Consider the following 14716-nt stretch of genomic DNA (forward strand, 5'->3'; position numbering starts at 1 on the left):
TCACATCCCCCTCATGCGCGGGTCGAGCTTGTCGCGCACCGCATCGCCCAGAAGGTTGATGCCGAGCAGGGTCAGCGAGATGCACAGGCCCGGAAAGATGCCGAGCCAGACGGCCTGGCCGATATAGGGCCGCGAGCCGGCGAGCATGTTGCCCCAGGTCGGCGCCGGCGGCGGCACGCCGAGCCCGAGGAAGGAGAGCGCGCTCTCGGCCAGCAGCACATAGCCGAACATCGAGGTCGCCAGCACGGTCAGCGGCGCGATGCAGTTCGGCAGGATGTGGCGGGCCATGGTGTAGCCTTCCGAATTGCCCATCACGCGCGAGGCGGCAATGAACTCGCGCTCGCGCAGGGAGAGCACCGTGCCGCGCACGATGCGGGCGACGGAGGGCGCATAGGCGATGCCGAGCGCGACGATGATGCCGTATTTGTTGGCGCCGACGACCGCCAGCAGGCCGAGCGCCAGGAGGATGCCGGGAAAGGCGAGCAGCGCATCATTGAAGGCCATGACGATGCGGTCGAACCAGCCCCGCACATAGCCGCTGAACACGCCGATGAGCGTGCCCAGCGTCACCGCCATGGTGACGGTGAGCAGGCTGATCCAGACCGAGGTCGCGGCGCCCGCCATCAGGCGCGAGAGCACGTCGCGGCCGAATTCGTCGGTGCCGAGCCAATGCATGGCGCTGGGCGCCGCCAGCTTGGCGCGGAAGCTGAGCTGGAGCGGGTCATAGGGCGTCCAGAGCGCGCCGGTCAGGGCGACGAGGATGAGGACACCGATGAGGAAACCGCCGAGCAGGGCGTTGAGCGGGGGGAGCTTCATTCGGCTGTCACCCGCGGATCGAAGATCGGATAGCACAGGTCGATCACCAGGTTGACGATGACATAGGTGAAGGCGACGAAGAGCAGGCAGCCTTGGATCACCGGGTAATCGCGGGCGAAGATCGAATCGACCAGGAGCCGGCCGAGGCCGGGAATGGTGAAGACGGTCTCGACCACTGCGATGCCCCCTAACAGGTTGCCGAGCACCAGGCCGATCAGTGTCCAGGTCGGCCCGAAGGCGTTCTTGAAGGCGTGGCGCCAGAGCACAGCGCCTTCCGACAGGCCCTTGGCGCGGGCATGGGTGATGTAGTCGAGCCGCAGCACTTCGAGCGTCGAGGCGCGCGCCATGCGCAGGATCACGCCGATCTCGTGCAGGAACAGCGTCAGGATCGGCATGACGAGATAGAGGATGCCGCGCGTCGCGTCCTCGCCGATCGAGACATAGCCGACGACCGGCAGCCATTCGAGCTTGAGCCCGAAGAAGAGCAGCAGCAGCAGGCCGAGCCAGAAGGTCGGGATCGAGAGCAGCAGCGTCGCCAGGCCGACAAGGCCGAGATCGAGCGTGCTGTTCTGGCGCCAGGCGGCGATGACGCCGGCCGGCACCGCGACGAGGCAGGCGAAGAGGACCGCGACGAGCACGACCTGCGCGCTGATCCAGAAGCGCTGGACGATCAGCGGCAGCACCGCTTGCTGCGACGAGATCGACTGGCCGAGATCGCCCTGCAGCAGGTTGCCGAACCAGATCGCGAACTGCACCGGCAGGCTGCGGTCGAGCCCGAGCCGAGCCCGCAGATCCGCCAGGCTCGCAGGATCGGCCAGGTCCCCCAGCATCAGCTGCGCCGGATCACCCGGAATCAGCCGGATCAGGACGAAAACCGAAATCGCCACGATCAGCAATGTCGGCAACGCCATCAGGATGCGCGTCAGCGCAAAACGCAGCATATCGACGCTCCGGAATGGAGAGGGGGTTTGCGGAGGGCGATCAGTTGGCGACGCTGACTTCCCAGAGCCGGTGCTTCGACATCCACGGCACGACGCCGCTGACGCGCTTGCCATGCGCGACGATGTCGATGTCGTTATGGGTGAACATCGCAGGCACCTGATCGATGAAGCGCTTGTGCAGCTCATCGAACAGTTTCTGGCGCTCGGCCGGGTCAACCGTCACCATGGTCTTGTCGATGAGGGCGAGCGCCTCCGGCTCTTCCCAGATCTTCCGCGGCTGCTTGTCCTTGGGGCCGGAAATCTGCTCGAAACCGAGTGCCGGATCGAAACGGCCCGAATAGGAGAAGGCCTGCATCTGGTAATTGCCCTTGTTGTAGCGGTCGAGCTGCGTCGCCCATTCAAGGACCTCGATCTCGGCATTGATGCCGACCGCCTGCATCATCGCCTGGGCGATGACGGCGGTGGCGAAGCTCGGCGCGGTCGAGCGCTTATTGGCGAGGATCGTGATCTTCTCGCCCTTGTAGCCGGCCTTCTGCAGCAGGGCCTTGGCGGCTGCCGGATCGTATTTGAAGCCGGTCTTTTCGGCCGTCCCGAAATATTTCGACGTCATGTAGATCGGCGAATTGTTGGGCTTGCCGAGATTGTTGGTGACGTTGGCGACGAGCTCGGGAAAATCGATCGAAGCCGCGATCGCCTGGCGCAGCGCGACATTCTTGAGCAGCGGATCGCGCGTCTGCAGGATCATGCTGTGGCGGACCGGGTTGGTGCCGATCTCGAGCGCGACGCGCGGGTTGGCCTTCAGGTCGGCGACATCCATCTCGGGCACCGAGGCGATATCGAGCGAGCCGGCCATCAACCCGGCTTTCACGGTCGCTGCATCGGGAATGACGAGAAAGCGCGCCTCCTTCACCAGCGGCCGCTTCGAACCCAGCATGCCGTTGCGCTTGTCGCCCTTGGGCGAGACATAGCCCTCATAGGCAAGCAGCTGGATCGACTGGCCACGCTTCCATTCGCCGAGCTTGAAGGGACCGGTGCCGATCGGCTTGTCCCAGCTGCCATCGGCCTTGACCGAATCCTTGTGGATGACGGCGGTGCCGCCGCAATCGGTGCGCGCCAGCGTGTCGAGGAAGAGCGCGTTCGGCTCGTTCAGCGTCATCACGAAGGTGCCTGCGTCCGGCGCGGTCGCAGAAACGACCTTGAGGCCGTTGCGTCCATCCAGGTCGCCGAGGCAGCGCCATTCGGTCTTCGGGTCCATATACCGGTTCCAACTCCACAGCACGTCGGCCGAGCTGAGCTCGGCGCCGTTGTGGAACTTCACGCCCTTGCGCAACGTGAAGGTATAGGTCTTGCCGTCGCCCGACATATCGACCTTTTCGGCCAGGAGCGGCCCGACACTGCCATCCTCGGCATAGCCGACGAGGCCCTCGACGAAGTGAAGCATAACGGTATCGGTATTGTCGTCCCGGTTCACGCCTGGATTCGAGCTGCGCATATCGGCGTTGAGCACCGCGGTGAGCGGCTGCTGCGCCATGGCCGGGCCTGCGAGGGCGGCCGAAGCCAACGCGAAGGCGGAGGCAAACAAACGGTTCATGTCATTCCCCTGTTGTCGTTCTTTTGGTGTCGACACGCGCCCTGAAGATGCGTGCCGCGCAGTCGTTCAGTTCGCGAGACCGACCTCCCAGAGCCGCGGCTTCGACGCGACCCAGGGCGCAAAGCCCTGCAGCCGCCTGGAGACCACCGCCGTATCGACCTGGTTGTAGAGGAAGATCAGCGGCGCATCGGCCAGCATCAGCTTGTGCAGTTCGTCGAACAGCTTCTGCCGTTCCGCGTCGTCGGCGACCAGCGTCGCCTTCTCGATCAGCTCGTCGGCGCGCCGGCTGTCCCAGGCCTTGGACGGGAACTTGTCCTTGGGCCCGCTGAACTGGTTGTAGCTCTGCGCGGGATCGATGCGGGCCGAGTAGCTGAAGGACATCATCTGGTAGTTGCCCTTGCTGTAGCGGTCGAGCTGCGTCGCCCATTCCAGCACCTCGATCTCGCTGTTGATCCCGGCCGCCTGCAGCATCGCCTGCGCCATGATCGCGACCGGGAAGCTCGGCACGGTCGAGCGCTTGTTGGCGATCAGCCTGATCGGCTGGCCCTTGTATCCGGCCTCGGTCAGCAGCGCCTTCGCCCTGGCCGGGTCATATGTGTAACGCTGGCGCTGCACGTCCGAATAATAGGGCGAGCTGACATAGACGGCCGAGTTGTTGGTCGTGCCGAGCTCGTTCGAGCCATGGGCGACGATCTGGTCGAGATCGAGCGCGGCGGCGATCGCCTGACGCATCCTGACATCCTTGAGCAGCGGATCGCGGCTCTGGATCAGCAGGGCGTGCTTGCTCGCGCTCGGCGCGCTCAGCACCTGGAGGTTTTGAACCTTCTTCATCTCCGGCACATCGGAATCGGGCACGTCGGCGACGTCGAGCGCGCCGGAGATCAGGCCGGCCTTGATGGTCGCGCCGTCGGCGATGGCGAGGAACTTCACCTCCGGCACCAAAGCGCGCTTGCGCCCGACATAACCGTCCCGCTTCTCGCCCGGTGGCGAGACATAGCCGTCGAAGCGCTTCAGCGAGACGAATTCGCCGCGCCGCCAGTCGCCGAGCATGAAGGGGCCGGTGCCGATCGGCTTGTCCCAACTGCCGTCGGGCTTCAGCGAGTCCCTGTGGATGATCGCGACCATGGCGCAGTCGGTGCGCGCCATCGTGTCGAGGAAAAGCGCGCTCGGCTTGTCCAGCGTCATCACGACGGTCGAGGGATCGGGCGCCGTGACGTCCGTGACCTTCATGCCGGTGCGGCCGTCGAATTCCGTCCGGCAGCGCCAGTCGGTCTTCGGGTCCATGTAGCGGGTCCAGTTCCACAGCACGTCGGCCGAGGTCAGTTCGGCACCGTTATGGAACTTCACGCCCTTGCGGAGCTTGAAGGTGTAGGTCAGCCCGTCAGCCGACGCTGAGACCTGCTCCGCCAGCAAGGGCGCGACCGCGCCGTTCTCGCGATAACCCACCAGCCCCTCGACCATATGCAGGATGACGGCGTCGGTGTTGTCGTCCCGGTTGACGCCCGGATTGGTCGAACGGATGTCGGCGTTGAGCGCGACATTGATCACCGCCTGCTGCGCCGCTGCCGGCGCGGCAAAGAGGGCCAGGGCGGTCGCAAGGGCGGCGTTCAGGCGCATCTTCAGCCTCCTCGCGCGGCAGTGAGAGGCGCGCCCTCGGCGCGATGGCGAGCCAGGGTCTCGGCAAGGAAGTCGGCGACATGCGGCACGGCCCGCTCGCCGTCATGCGACATGTTGGGGATGAGGTCGAAGCGGACCTTCACGCCGGCCGCCTCGAAGGAGCGCTTCAGGCTGGCGAGCCGCTCGGGGCGCGTCTTTCCGGCATGGTTGGCGTCCGGCATCCAGTTGCGGCCGCCTTCCTTGTGGGTGATTTCCCAGGTCTCGAGATCGGCGGCGCCGACGATCATTTGCACCGGCACGCGCACCATCGCCGCAGGATCGACCTCCCGGCCAAACAGCGCCGCGATGTTGCGGGTGCCGACCCACCAGTCGCGCGTCGGGTCGAGCAAGGTGACCGAGCCCGGCGCGCCGATGCAGGCGGCCCAGAGGCGCTCGGGCTGCAGCAACAGAAAGCGGTGGGCGAAATGGCCGCCGCCGGAATAGCCGAACAGGGCGAAGCGCTTGAAATCGAGGCCGTAGCGCTCGCCGATCTCGTCGACGATGGCGAGCAGGGCCTGATCGTAGCGGATATCGCCCTCGCGCATGTATTTGAAGCCATCGCGATAGCCGTCTCCGCGCACGCCGACCGGGAAGAGCGGCGCCAGCACGATGCAATTGTTCCAGCGGGCGAATTCCGCGAAGGCGTCGCGATAGGTGACGAAGCTGCGGCCGGTGCCGTGCATCGCGACGACGAGAGCCGGCGGCTCACCGCCCTGCTCCAGAGACGGCGGCACATAGAGGCAATAGCTGAAGCGCGGATCATGCCGGCTGGCGAAAATGGTGGTGCTGCCGAGATCGTAGAGCGCGCGGCCACGATCGGCCTCTGCGGCGGGTTGCTCGGTCTTTTCCAGCACGGCGGTCATTGGGCCATTCCCTATTGGCGGATTAATTGGCGCCAATTATGTTGCATGTTGGATCGGGGCTGACAAGCCGCAACATGGCGCAGGCTCGCTGGCCGAGCCGCGCCGAGTCGGGCTAGGGGATGACGATGACCGTCAAACGGAAACACAAGCCGAAGCGCGCGCTCGCCGGCGAGATCGCCGAAGCCATCCGGCTCGGTCAGTTCCGCGCCGGCGAATGGCTGCGCCAGATCGATCTCGAGGAGAAATTCGACGCGACGCGCTTCGACGTACGCGCCGCACTCGACGAGTTGGTGGTGCGCAAGGCGATCGAGCACGTGCCCAATCGCGGCTACCGCGTCGCCCAGCTCGACCGCGAGACGCTGCGCCATATCCGGGCCGTGCGCGTCATGATCGAGACCGCGACGGCGCCGACCATCGTCGCCGCCATCGACCCAGCGACGCTCGCCAGGCTCCACGACCTCGCCGAGCAGTTCGCCGCCACGGTCCGGGAGGGCACGCGCGCCGACCAGAGCCGGGTCAACGCCGAATTCCACCATGTGCTGTATCATCTCAGCGGCAACCCGGTGCTCGAGGAGCTGATCTGGAACCTGCGCGACCGCGGCCGCGGCTCGAACGTCACGGTCTGGGCCTCGCATGACTCGCTGCTGCGCAGCGACAGCGACCATCGCGAGATGCTGGAGGCGATCGAGGCGCGCGACGCGGCGCGCCTCTCAGGCCTGATCGCGTCCCATATCCTCAAGGACGCGCCGGAAGGCTAAGCGCTAGTCCGTGGCGCTGACTTCCCAGAGCCGGGGCAGCGACATCATCGTCGAGACATAGCCCTTGACGCGCTTCGAGGTCACGCCGGCGACGATGCCGTTATAGAGCATCACCATCGGCACATCGGCGATGAAGCGCTTGTGCAGCTCGTCGAAGATCTTCTGGCGCTCGGCCCGGTCCGAGACGACCATCGAGCGGTCGAGCAGCTCCTGCACGGCGGGATCGTCCCAGAGCTTGCGCGGCTGCTTGTCCTTCGGGCCCGTCATCGACTCGAAGCTCAGCGCCGGATCGAGCCGCCCCGAATAGGGGAAGGCCTGCATCTGGTAGTTGCCCTTGCTGTAGCGATCGAGCTGGGTCGCCCATTCCAGCACCTCGATCTCGGCATTGATGCCGGCGGCCTTGAGCATCTGCTGGGAGATGACGGCCGCATCGAAGCTCTGCGGATAGCGCTTGTTGGCGAGCATCACGATCTGCTCGCCCTTGTAGCCCGATTCCGCCAGGAGCTTCTTCGCCGCTGCCGGATCGTATGTGTAGCCCTGGTCCTGGACGGCGGTGTGATAGGCCGAGAGCGAGGGCACCATCGAGTTGTTGACCTTGCCGAGCCCGTCGGTGACGGCGTCGACGATCTCCTTGGTGTCGAGCGCCGCCGCGATCGCCTGGCGCAGCTTGACGTTCTTCAGGAGCGGATCGCGCGTCTGCAGGATGAGGCCGACCAGCCCCATGCTGGAGACGACCGAGAGCTCGACCTTGTCGTTGCCCTTGAGCTCGCCGACATCCGAGTTGGCGATGTCGGGGATGATGTCGAGATCGCCGCGCAGCAGCGCCGCCTTGGCCGTGGAATTGTCGGGAACGACCATGAAGCGGATTTCGTCGACGAGCGGCCGCTTGCCGCCGGTCAGGCCGTCGCTCTTGCCGGGCAGGCTGGCGTAATCGGCGAAGCGCTCGACCCGGACATATTCGTTGCGCTTCCACTCGGCGAGCTTGAAGGGACCCGTGCCGATCGGCTTGTCGAAGCTGCCATCGGCCTTGAGCGAATCCTTGTGAAGGATGGCGGTCATGGCGCAATCGGTACGCGCCAGCGAGGCGAGGAACAGCGCGCTCGGATTGTCGAGGGTGAAGGTTACAGTCGAGGCGTCCGGTGCCTCGACCTTCTCGACCTTGACCTGGCCGCGCCCGTCGAATTCCGAGAGGCAGCGCCATTCGGTCTTCGGGTCCATGTAGCGGTTCCAGCTCCAGACCACGTCGGCCGAGCTGAGTTCGGCGCCGTTATGGAACTTCACGCCCTTGCGCAGCGTGAAGGTATAGGTCTTGCCGTCGGCCGAAGCCTCGACCTTCTCGGCGAGCAGCGGCTTGACCAGCGCATCCTCGCCATAGGCGACCAGGCCTTCGACCATGTTCAGGACGACGCCGTCGGTATTGTGGTCGCGGTTCACGCCGGGATTGATCGAGCGGATATCGGCCCGCAACTGCACGCGGATACTGGTCGGCGCGGCCAGCGACGGGCCGATGCCCGCCAGCAGCAGCGCCGCGACGGCGCCAGCGCCAGCGGCTGACGCGAGTGCTCTCGAAGCCATGGTACTCCCCTTTGTTGTGGCATGGTCGCGACGCCGCCCTCTCCGGCTGCCGCGACCTGGTTGTCACTCCGCCGCCGTTGCCAGCGACACGGGATCCTCGGTCAGGCTGTAGCGGGTGAACTGCCGGTTCAGCGCCGGCAGCGGCGCCACCTCCATGATGCCCTTCGCCGGCTGCATGACGACCATCGCGACCGTGGCCGAGAGATTGCCGGTCTCATTGGGACGCGGCGGGCGGCAGACCGCATAGGGCGTCAGGAAATCGTCGAAGAGCGCCTCTTTCAGATCCGCTACCGTCAGCTTGCGGCCGCTTTCATCGAGCAACTTGCGGACGCGCCAGTCGCGATAGAAGCTCTCGGGGACCCGCGGGGTGCCGGTATCGGTGATCTTGGTCAGCGCGATCTGGCCGACCCAGTGATTGGCGTGGACGATCAGCCCGTCGGCCGGATAGATCGGAAAGGCCTCGTCCGGCGCGCATTCGAAATCGATGGCGAAACCGGCCACCGTCGACAGCATCATGTTGTTGGAGCAGGCCTTGGGCGTCGTCGCCACGGCCTTCATCGCCATGGCGAAATGCTCCTGCTCGAGCACCTTGCGGCGGATCAGCGCCAGCGGCACGCCGGCCTGGGTGAAGTCGCGCTCCGACTCGAGATAGTTGGCGGTGATCGAGATGCCGGCCGCGTTCATGCCGCAGCGGGCGAGGCCGCCAGCCTCGACGAAGGTCAGGAAATCCGGTCCGTCATCGCGGCGCACGCGCAGCACGATCGCCGTCTCGGCGCATTCGGCCTTCCAGTCCCAGTTCTGGCCATGGATCAGTTCGCCGGTGGCGCTGCGCTCCGGCAGGATCACCGCGCCGGTGCAGCCGTCGTCGAGCTCCTCGCCGGCCTCGACGGGTTTCGCTTTCTCCAGCCGCGCCTTGGCCATGACCTCGGTGCGGGCATTGACCATGACGATGTCTTCGAGCGACACGCCGGCGCCATCGGCGATGCCGCGCATCTCCTCGACATAATGCGCGCCAAAAGCCTCGATCTCGCGGGCGAACTCGACGATCAGCCGGGACTTCGCCGCGCCGTCATAGCCCAGCTCGGTGAGCTGGCCGCCATAGAGTTCGATGCTGCGCTTGACTCGCTTGGGCACGGCCACGCCATGCTGGCGACCGCGCTCATAGGGCGATCCCGAAACCTCGATGAAGGGAAAGGGCTCAACCATCGGCCGCGGGCCTCCTTGTTCGCGCACTGGCGCAACGTCCAGAATAAATGTATTTCATACAGAACTAAGACAATCAAGGCTGTTTTCATGGCACGCCCGACACGCCTGCAGCGCGAGATCGCCGAGAACATCCTGCACATGCTGCGCGAGGATGGGCTGGAGGCCGGCGCCTGGCTGAACGAGAACAGCACCGCCAAGCGCCTCAACGTCTCGCGGACCCCGGTGCGGGCGGCGCTGGCCTTCCTCGCCGAGCAGGGCATCGTGCGGCGCCACGCCAACAAGGGGATCGAGCTGGTCAAGCCGCCGGCCGGCAAGCCGGGGGCCAGCGCCCTGCCCGATGCGACCGAGCTCGCGCTGGTCAAGATCGCGCATGACCGGGAGAACGGGCTGATCGCCGACGACGTCTCCGAGATGGAGGTGATGCGGCGCTACGAGCTCGGCCGCCCCGACGTGCAGCGCCTGCTGGCTCGCCTCGCCGATCTCGGGATGATCGAGCGCAAGCCCGGCTATGGCTGGCACTTCCTCCTCACTCCACGCGATTCCTCGGCGCATGACGAGGGTTATCGCTTCCGCATGCTGATCGAGCCGATGGCGATCCTCGAGCCCGGCTTCCATGTCGAGCAGGGCTGGATCGACGAGATGCGCGCCCGGCATCGCCAGACGCTCGAGCAGCCCTGGCGCGAGAGCTCCAGCGTCGCCTTCTACGAGATGAACGCCGATTTCCACGAGGGCCTGGCGGCGGCCTCCGGCAACCGCTTCATCCATGCCGCCGTCAAGCGGCAGAACGAGATCCGGCGCCTGTCGAACTATGACTGGGTCTTCGGTTTCGAGCGGGTCCAGGTCAACAGCACCGAGCATCTGCAGATGCTCGACTATCTCGAGGCGGGCGACCGGGAGGTCGCGTCCGCCCTGATGCGCCGGCATCTCCAGCGCGCCAGCCTGCTGCGTGGCCCCGGCAACGGCGCCGACTGATGAGCCTGACCTTGGCAAGATCGGCTATTGTTTTTTCTCACTGAAAATACATTATAGGCCGTTCCCGATGTCGATACCGCGGGAATGCCCATGGCCGAGGAGCTTCCATGACCATCTCCGCGCTTCGCAGCGAAACCGACCGCACCAATGCGTCCGACGCGTTCTGGATGCCATTCACGCCGATGCGCGGTTTTCGGCAGGAGCCGATCCTGTTCGAGCGGGCCGAGGGTATGCATTACGTCACGCCGGAAGGACGTCGCATCCTCGACGGCATGGCCGGGCTCTGGTGCGTCAATGCCGGGCACGGCCAACCCCGGATCGTCGAGGCGATCCGCGAGGCGGCCGGCCGGCTCGATTTCGTCTCCTCCTTCAAGATGAGCCACCCCGCCGCGCAAGCCTACGCGGCACGGCTCTGCGACTTCGCCCCTGGCGGGCTCGACCATGTCTTCTTCGTCAACTCGGGCTCGGAAGCCGTGGACACCGCGCTGAAGATCGCCCGCGCCTATCACCATGCCCGCGGCGACGCGCGCCGCACCAAGCTGGTCGGCCGCGCCAAGGGCTATCACGGCATGGGTTTCGGCGGCCTCTCCGTCGCAGGCCTCGGCCGGCACAAGCGCGGCTTCGGCCCGCTCCTGCCGGAGGTCGCGCATCTCGCCCTGCCCTATGATGCCGGCATGGCCTTCTCGGCGGGCCAGCCGGATACCGGCGCAGCCTATGCCGACGAGCTGGAGAAGCTGCTCGAACTGCATGATCCGGCCAGCGTCGCGGCCGTGATCGTCGAGCCGGTGACCGGCTCGGGCGGCGTCTATCCACCGCCGCGCTTCTATCTCGAACGGCTGCGCGCGATCTGCGACCGGCATGGCGTGCTGCTGATCTTCGACGAGGTCATCACCGGCTTCGGACGGCTGGGCGCACCCTTCGCAGCGCAGGCGCTCGGCGTGACGCCCGATATCATCGCCTGCGCCAAGGGCATGACCAACGGCGCCGTGCCGATGGGCGGGGTCATCGTCTCCAACGCGGTCTACGACGCCTTCATGGCCGGCCCGCCGGAGGTGATCGAGCTGTTTCATGGCTATACCTATTCGGCCCATCCGCTCGCCTGCGCGGCGGGGCTGGCGACGCTCGAGGTCTTTGCCGAGCAGGGGCTGGTCGAGCGGGCGAAGGCGACGGGCGCAAGCTGGCAGCGCCGCGCGCTCCAGCTCAGGCAGTCGCCTCACGTCATCGACATCCGCAGCATCGGGCTGCTCTGCGCCATCGAACTGGCGCCGCGCACGGGCCAGCCGGGTGCCCGAGGCGCAGCCTGTGCCAGGGCCTGCCTCGAGGCCGGGGTGCTGGTGCGCAATTCCGGCGACATGATCGTGCTGTCGCCGCCGCTGATCATTTCCGAGGACGAGATCGAGACGATCTTCGGCACGATCGAGGCGGCGCTCTCCGAGATCGACTGACGCCGTCATCCCGGCCGCAGCGCAGCGGAGAGCCGGGATCCATGCCTGAACGTAGATCCCGAAGGCTCAGGCATGGATCCCGGGTCTCCCTTCGGTCGCCCGGGATGACGGCGTTGGTTACTGCTTCAGCGAAACCTCCCAGGCCCGAGCCCGCGACTCCCAGGGCACGAAGCCCTCGACGCGAGCGATGGAGGCCCAGGCCTCGATCGAGTTGAACAGCATCACCAGCGGCGCATCCTCGATCATGCGCTTGTGGAGGTCGTCGAAGATCGCCTGGCGCTGGCGCGGGTCCTCGATGCGCGAGGCCTTGTCGAGCAGCGCGATCACGTCGGGATCGTCCCAGACCTTGCGCGGCTGCTGCGCCTTCGGCCCGGTGAAATGCTCGAAGCTCAGCGCCGGATCGAGCCTGGCCGAATAGGAATGGACCATGAGCTGGTAATTGCCCTTCAGGAAGCGGTCCATATGTGTCGCCCATTCGACGACATCGATATCCGAGTTGATGCCGACGGCTTGGAACATCGACTGCAGCACCACCGCGATGTTGAAGCTCGGCGAGGATTTGCGGTTATTGGTGGTGATCTTCAGCCGCTCGCCCTTGTAGCCGGCCTCGGTGAGCAGCTTTTTCGCGAGCGTCGGATCGTATTTATAGCCGAGGTTCTGGACCTCGCTGTGATAGGTCGACTTGGCATGGATGGTGGAGTTGTTCGGCTTCACGCCGAGATCGGAGACGATCGCGACGAGCTGGCCGAAATCGATCGCCGCCGCCAGCGCCTTGCGCATTTCCGGCTTCTTGAAGACGGGGTCGTTGGTCTGGAAGAGCAGCGCGTGGCGCGCAGCGGTGATCGAGGTCTGGACGGTGATGCCCTTCTCCTTCTTCAGCTCGGCCACGTCCGAGCCCAGCACCTCGGCGATGTCGATCTGGCCCGAAATCAGCCCGGCCTTGACCGAGGCGGCGTCGGGAACGACCAGGAACCTGACCTCGGGCACCAGCGGGCGCTTGCCGCCGGCGAAACCGTCGAGCCCGCCAGCCAGCGACTTGTAGCCGTCGAAGCGGGTCAGCACGACCTGCTGCCCGCGCTTCCACTCGCCGAACTTGAACGGCCCGGTGCCGACCGGCGCCTTCCAGGAGCCGTCGGCATTCAGCGAGTCCTTGTGGATGACCGCGGCGCTGCCGCAATCCGTACGGGCGAGCGAAAACAGGAAGAGGGCGTTCGGCTCGTTGATGCGCATGCGCACCGTCGAGGGATCGACCGCCTCGATCGCCTCGACCTTGAGACCGTTGCGGCCGTCGAAATCGGCGAGGCAGCGCCACTCCGTCTTCGGATTCATGTAGCGCTGCCAGCTCCAGACAACATCCTCGGCCGTGACCGAAGCGCCGTTATGGAAGCTCAAACCCTTGCGCAGCGCGAAGGTGTAGGTCAGCCCGTCGGTGGAGGTCTCGAGCTGCTCGGCCAGCATCGGCTTGACGGTGCCGCCTTCGCCATAGGCGACGAGGCCCTCGACCATGTGCAATGTCACCGCGTCGGTATCATCATCGCGATTGACGCCGGGATTGGTGCCGCGAATATCGGCCTTCAGGGCGACGGTCAGCGTCTGCGCCGCAACCGGGGCGGTGGACAGCGCGGCAAAGACCGCGACAGAGGCAAGGCGCGTGAGCAAAGCGCATCTCATGACGAAGGACCCCCCATCCCGTTCAGGCTGCGATAGCGACGGCGACCGGGTCGCCGTCCAGACTGTAGCGCGTGAATTGCCGGTTCAGGGCCGGCATCGGCGCGACCTCCATGATCCCGAGCGCAGGCTCGATCAGGATCATCGCGACGCTCGCCGTCAGATCGCCGGTCGCACCCGGACGCGGCGGTCGGCAAACCGAATGCGGCGTCAGGAAATCGTCGAAGAGCGCGGCCTTGAGATCCTCGCGCGTCAGCGGACGGCGCGGCTCGTCGAGCAGGCGGCGGACGCGCCAGTCGCGGTAATGGCTGTCGGCCGAAGAGGTCATGCCGGTGTCGCGCAATTTCGCCAGCGCCGCCGGACTGATCCAGTGATTGGCATGAACGATCAGCCCATCCTGCGGGTAGACCGGAAAGGCCTCGTCGGGCGCGCATTCGAAATCGATCGCAAAGCCGTAATTCTGGCTCAGCATCATATTGGTCGAGCAGGCCTTGGGCGTCGTCGCCACCGCCTTGATCGCGAGCGCGAGATGCTCCTGTTCCAGCGCCTTGCGGCGGACCAGCGCCAGCGGCACGCCCTCCTGGCAATAGTCACGGTCGCTGCGCAGATAATTGCCGGTGACGCAGATGCCGGCGGCGTTCATGCCGTGGCGGCCGAGCCCGCCGGCCTCGACGAAGGTCAGGAGATCGGGGCCGTCCTCGCGCCGGATGCGCAGCACGATCGCGGTTTCGGCGCAGTCCGGCTGCCAGTCCCAGTTCTGGCCCTGGATGACGCCGCCGGTGGCGCTGCGCTCTGGCAGGATAACCGCGCCGGTGCAGCCATCCGCCATCTCCTCTTCCTCATCCTCGTCGATCGGGCGGGAGGCGAGCAGGCGCGCCTTGGCGACGATCTCGGTGCGGGCATTGATCATGATGATGGCGTCGAGGGACAACCCGGCGCCGTCGGCGATGCCGCGCATCTCCTCGAGATAGGCCTCGTCAAAGGCTGCGATGCCGCGGCTGAACTCGGCGATCAGCCGCTCGCGCTCGCCTGGCCGCGAGCCGAGCCGATCGAGCTGACCGGCGTAGAAGCGGGCGCTGCGCCGGACGCGGTCGGGGACCGCGGCGCCATGCTGCCGCCCCCGCTCATAAGGCGAGCCGGACACCGAGACGAAGGGAAACGGTGCGGTCATCGACAGGCTCTGTGTTTTTTAATTCACTAATATACACTGGACCATCGCCAAACG

Annotated in this window: 12 protein-coding genes; 3 read left to right on the forward strand and 9 right to left on the reverse strand. The window is 66.0% G+C overall.

Features of this window, described 5'->3' with window-relative positions; translation table 11 throughout:
- From ACTIF2_RS22645 to ACTIF2_RS22665, 5 genes are all read right to left on the reverse strand, one after another.
- Complete coding sequence (locus tag ACTIF2_RS22645; protein ID WP_439499382.1) at positions 1-816, reverse strand: ABC transporter permease; 816 nt, start codon at positions 814-816, stop codon at positions 1-3.
- A complete protein-coding gene (locus ACTIF2_RS22650; protein ID WP_439499383.1) occupies positions 813-1757 on the reverse strand; it encodes an ABC transporter permease in 945 nt (314 codons plus the stop codon). The genes ACTIF2_RS22645 and ACTIF2_RS22650 overlap by 4 nt, the downstream gene beginning before the upstream one ends.
- Before the next feature lie 40 nt (positions 1758-1797).
- On the reverse strand, positions 1798-3348 hold the full coding sequence (locus tag ACTIF2_RS22655; protein WP_439499384.1) for an ABC transporter substrate-binding protein: 1551 nt from the start codon (positions 3346-3348) through the stop codon (positions 1798-1800).
- A 66-nt stretch (positions 3349-3414) separates the two neighbouring features.
- Positions 3415-4965, reverse strand: coding sequence for an ABC transporter substrate-binding protein (locus ACTIF2_RS22660; protein WP_439499385.1), 1551 nt, complete (start codon positions 4963-4965; stop codon positions 3415-3417).
- Positions 4966-4967: 2 nt separating this feature from the next.
- Positions 4968-5867: an alpha/beta hydrolase family protein gene (locus tag ACTIF2_RS22665; RefSeq protein WP_439499386.1), complete on the reverse strand. Its 900-nt coding sequence runs from the start codon at positions 5865-5867 to the stop codon at positions 4968-4970.
- A gap of 125 nt (positions 5868-5992) precedes the next feature.
- On the opposite strand from ACTIF2_RS22665, the gene ACTIF2_RS22670 reads away from it, so the two are divergent.
- Positions 5993-6625, forward strand: a complete 633-nt coding sequence (locus tag ACTIF2_RS22670) for a GntR family transcriptional regulator (RefSeq protein ID WP_439499387.1) — start codon at positions 5993-5995, stop codon at positions 6623-6625.
- Between the two features lie 3 nt (positions 6626-6628).
- On the opposite strand, the gene ACTIF2_RS22675 is transcribed toward ACTIF2_RS22670, so the two are convergent.
- Together ACTIF2_RS22675 and ACTIF2_RS22680 are read right to left on the reverse strand one after the other, a co-directional pair.
- On the reverse strand, positions 6629-8200 hold the full coding sequence (locus ACTIF2_RS22675) for an ABC transporter substrate-binding protein (protein WP_439499388.1): 1572 nt from the start codon (positions 8198-8200) through the stop codon (positions 6629-6631).
- Positions 8201-8263: 63 nt separating this feature from the next.
- Positions 8264-9406: a C45 family autoproteolytic acyltransferase/hydolase gene (locus ACTIF2_RS22680; RefSeq protein WP_439499389.1), complete on the reverse strand. Its 1143-nt coding sequence runs from the start codon at positions 9404-9406 to the stop codon at positions 8264-8266.
- Positions 9407-9493: 87 nt separating this feature from the next.
- On the opposite strand from ACTIF2_RS22680, the gene ACTIF2_RS22685 reads away from it, so the two are divergent.
- Together ACTIF2_RS22685 and aptA are read left to right on the forward strand one after the other, a co-directional pair.
- The gene (locus ACTIF2_RS22685; protein WP_439499390.1) at positions 9494-10378 is read left to right on the forward strand and encodes a GntR family transcriptional regulator; all 885 of its coding nucleotides are present in this window, start codon (positions 9494-9496) and stop codon (positions 10376-10378) included.
- A gap of 107 nt (positions 10379-10485) precedes the next feature.
- Positions 10486-11823, forward strand: a complete 1338-nt coding sequence (aptA, locus tag ACTIF2_RS22690; protein WP_439499391.1) for an omega-aminotransferase AptA — start codon at positions 10486-10488, stop codon at positions 11821-11823.
- Between the two features lie 117 nt (positions 11824-11940).
- Here the strand turns inward: aptA and ACTIF2_RS22695 are convergent, their stop codons facing one another.
- Positions 11941-13482 carry an ABC transporter substrate-binding protein gene (locus ACTIF2_RS22695; protein ID WP_439499392.1) on the reverse strand — a complete coding sequence of 514 codons (1542 nt, stop codon included), beginning with the start codon at positions 13480-13482 and terminating at the stop codon, positions 11941-11943.
- Positions 13483-13516: 34 nt separating this feature from the next.
- Positions 13517-14662, reverse strand: coding sequence for a C45 family autoproteolytic acyltransferase/hydolase (locus tag ACTIF2_RS22700; RefSeq protein WP_439499393.1), 1146 nt, complete (start codon positions 14660-14662; stop codon positions 13517-13519).
- Between the last annotated feature and the right edge of the window lie 54 nt (positions 14663-14716).

Origin of the sequence: Allobosea sp. (assembly GCF_051860145.1) — a bacterium.
In the GTDB taxonomy this organism is placed as follows: domain Bacteria; phylum Pseudomonadota; class Alphaproteobacteria; order Rhizobiales; family Beijerinckiaceae; genus Allobosea.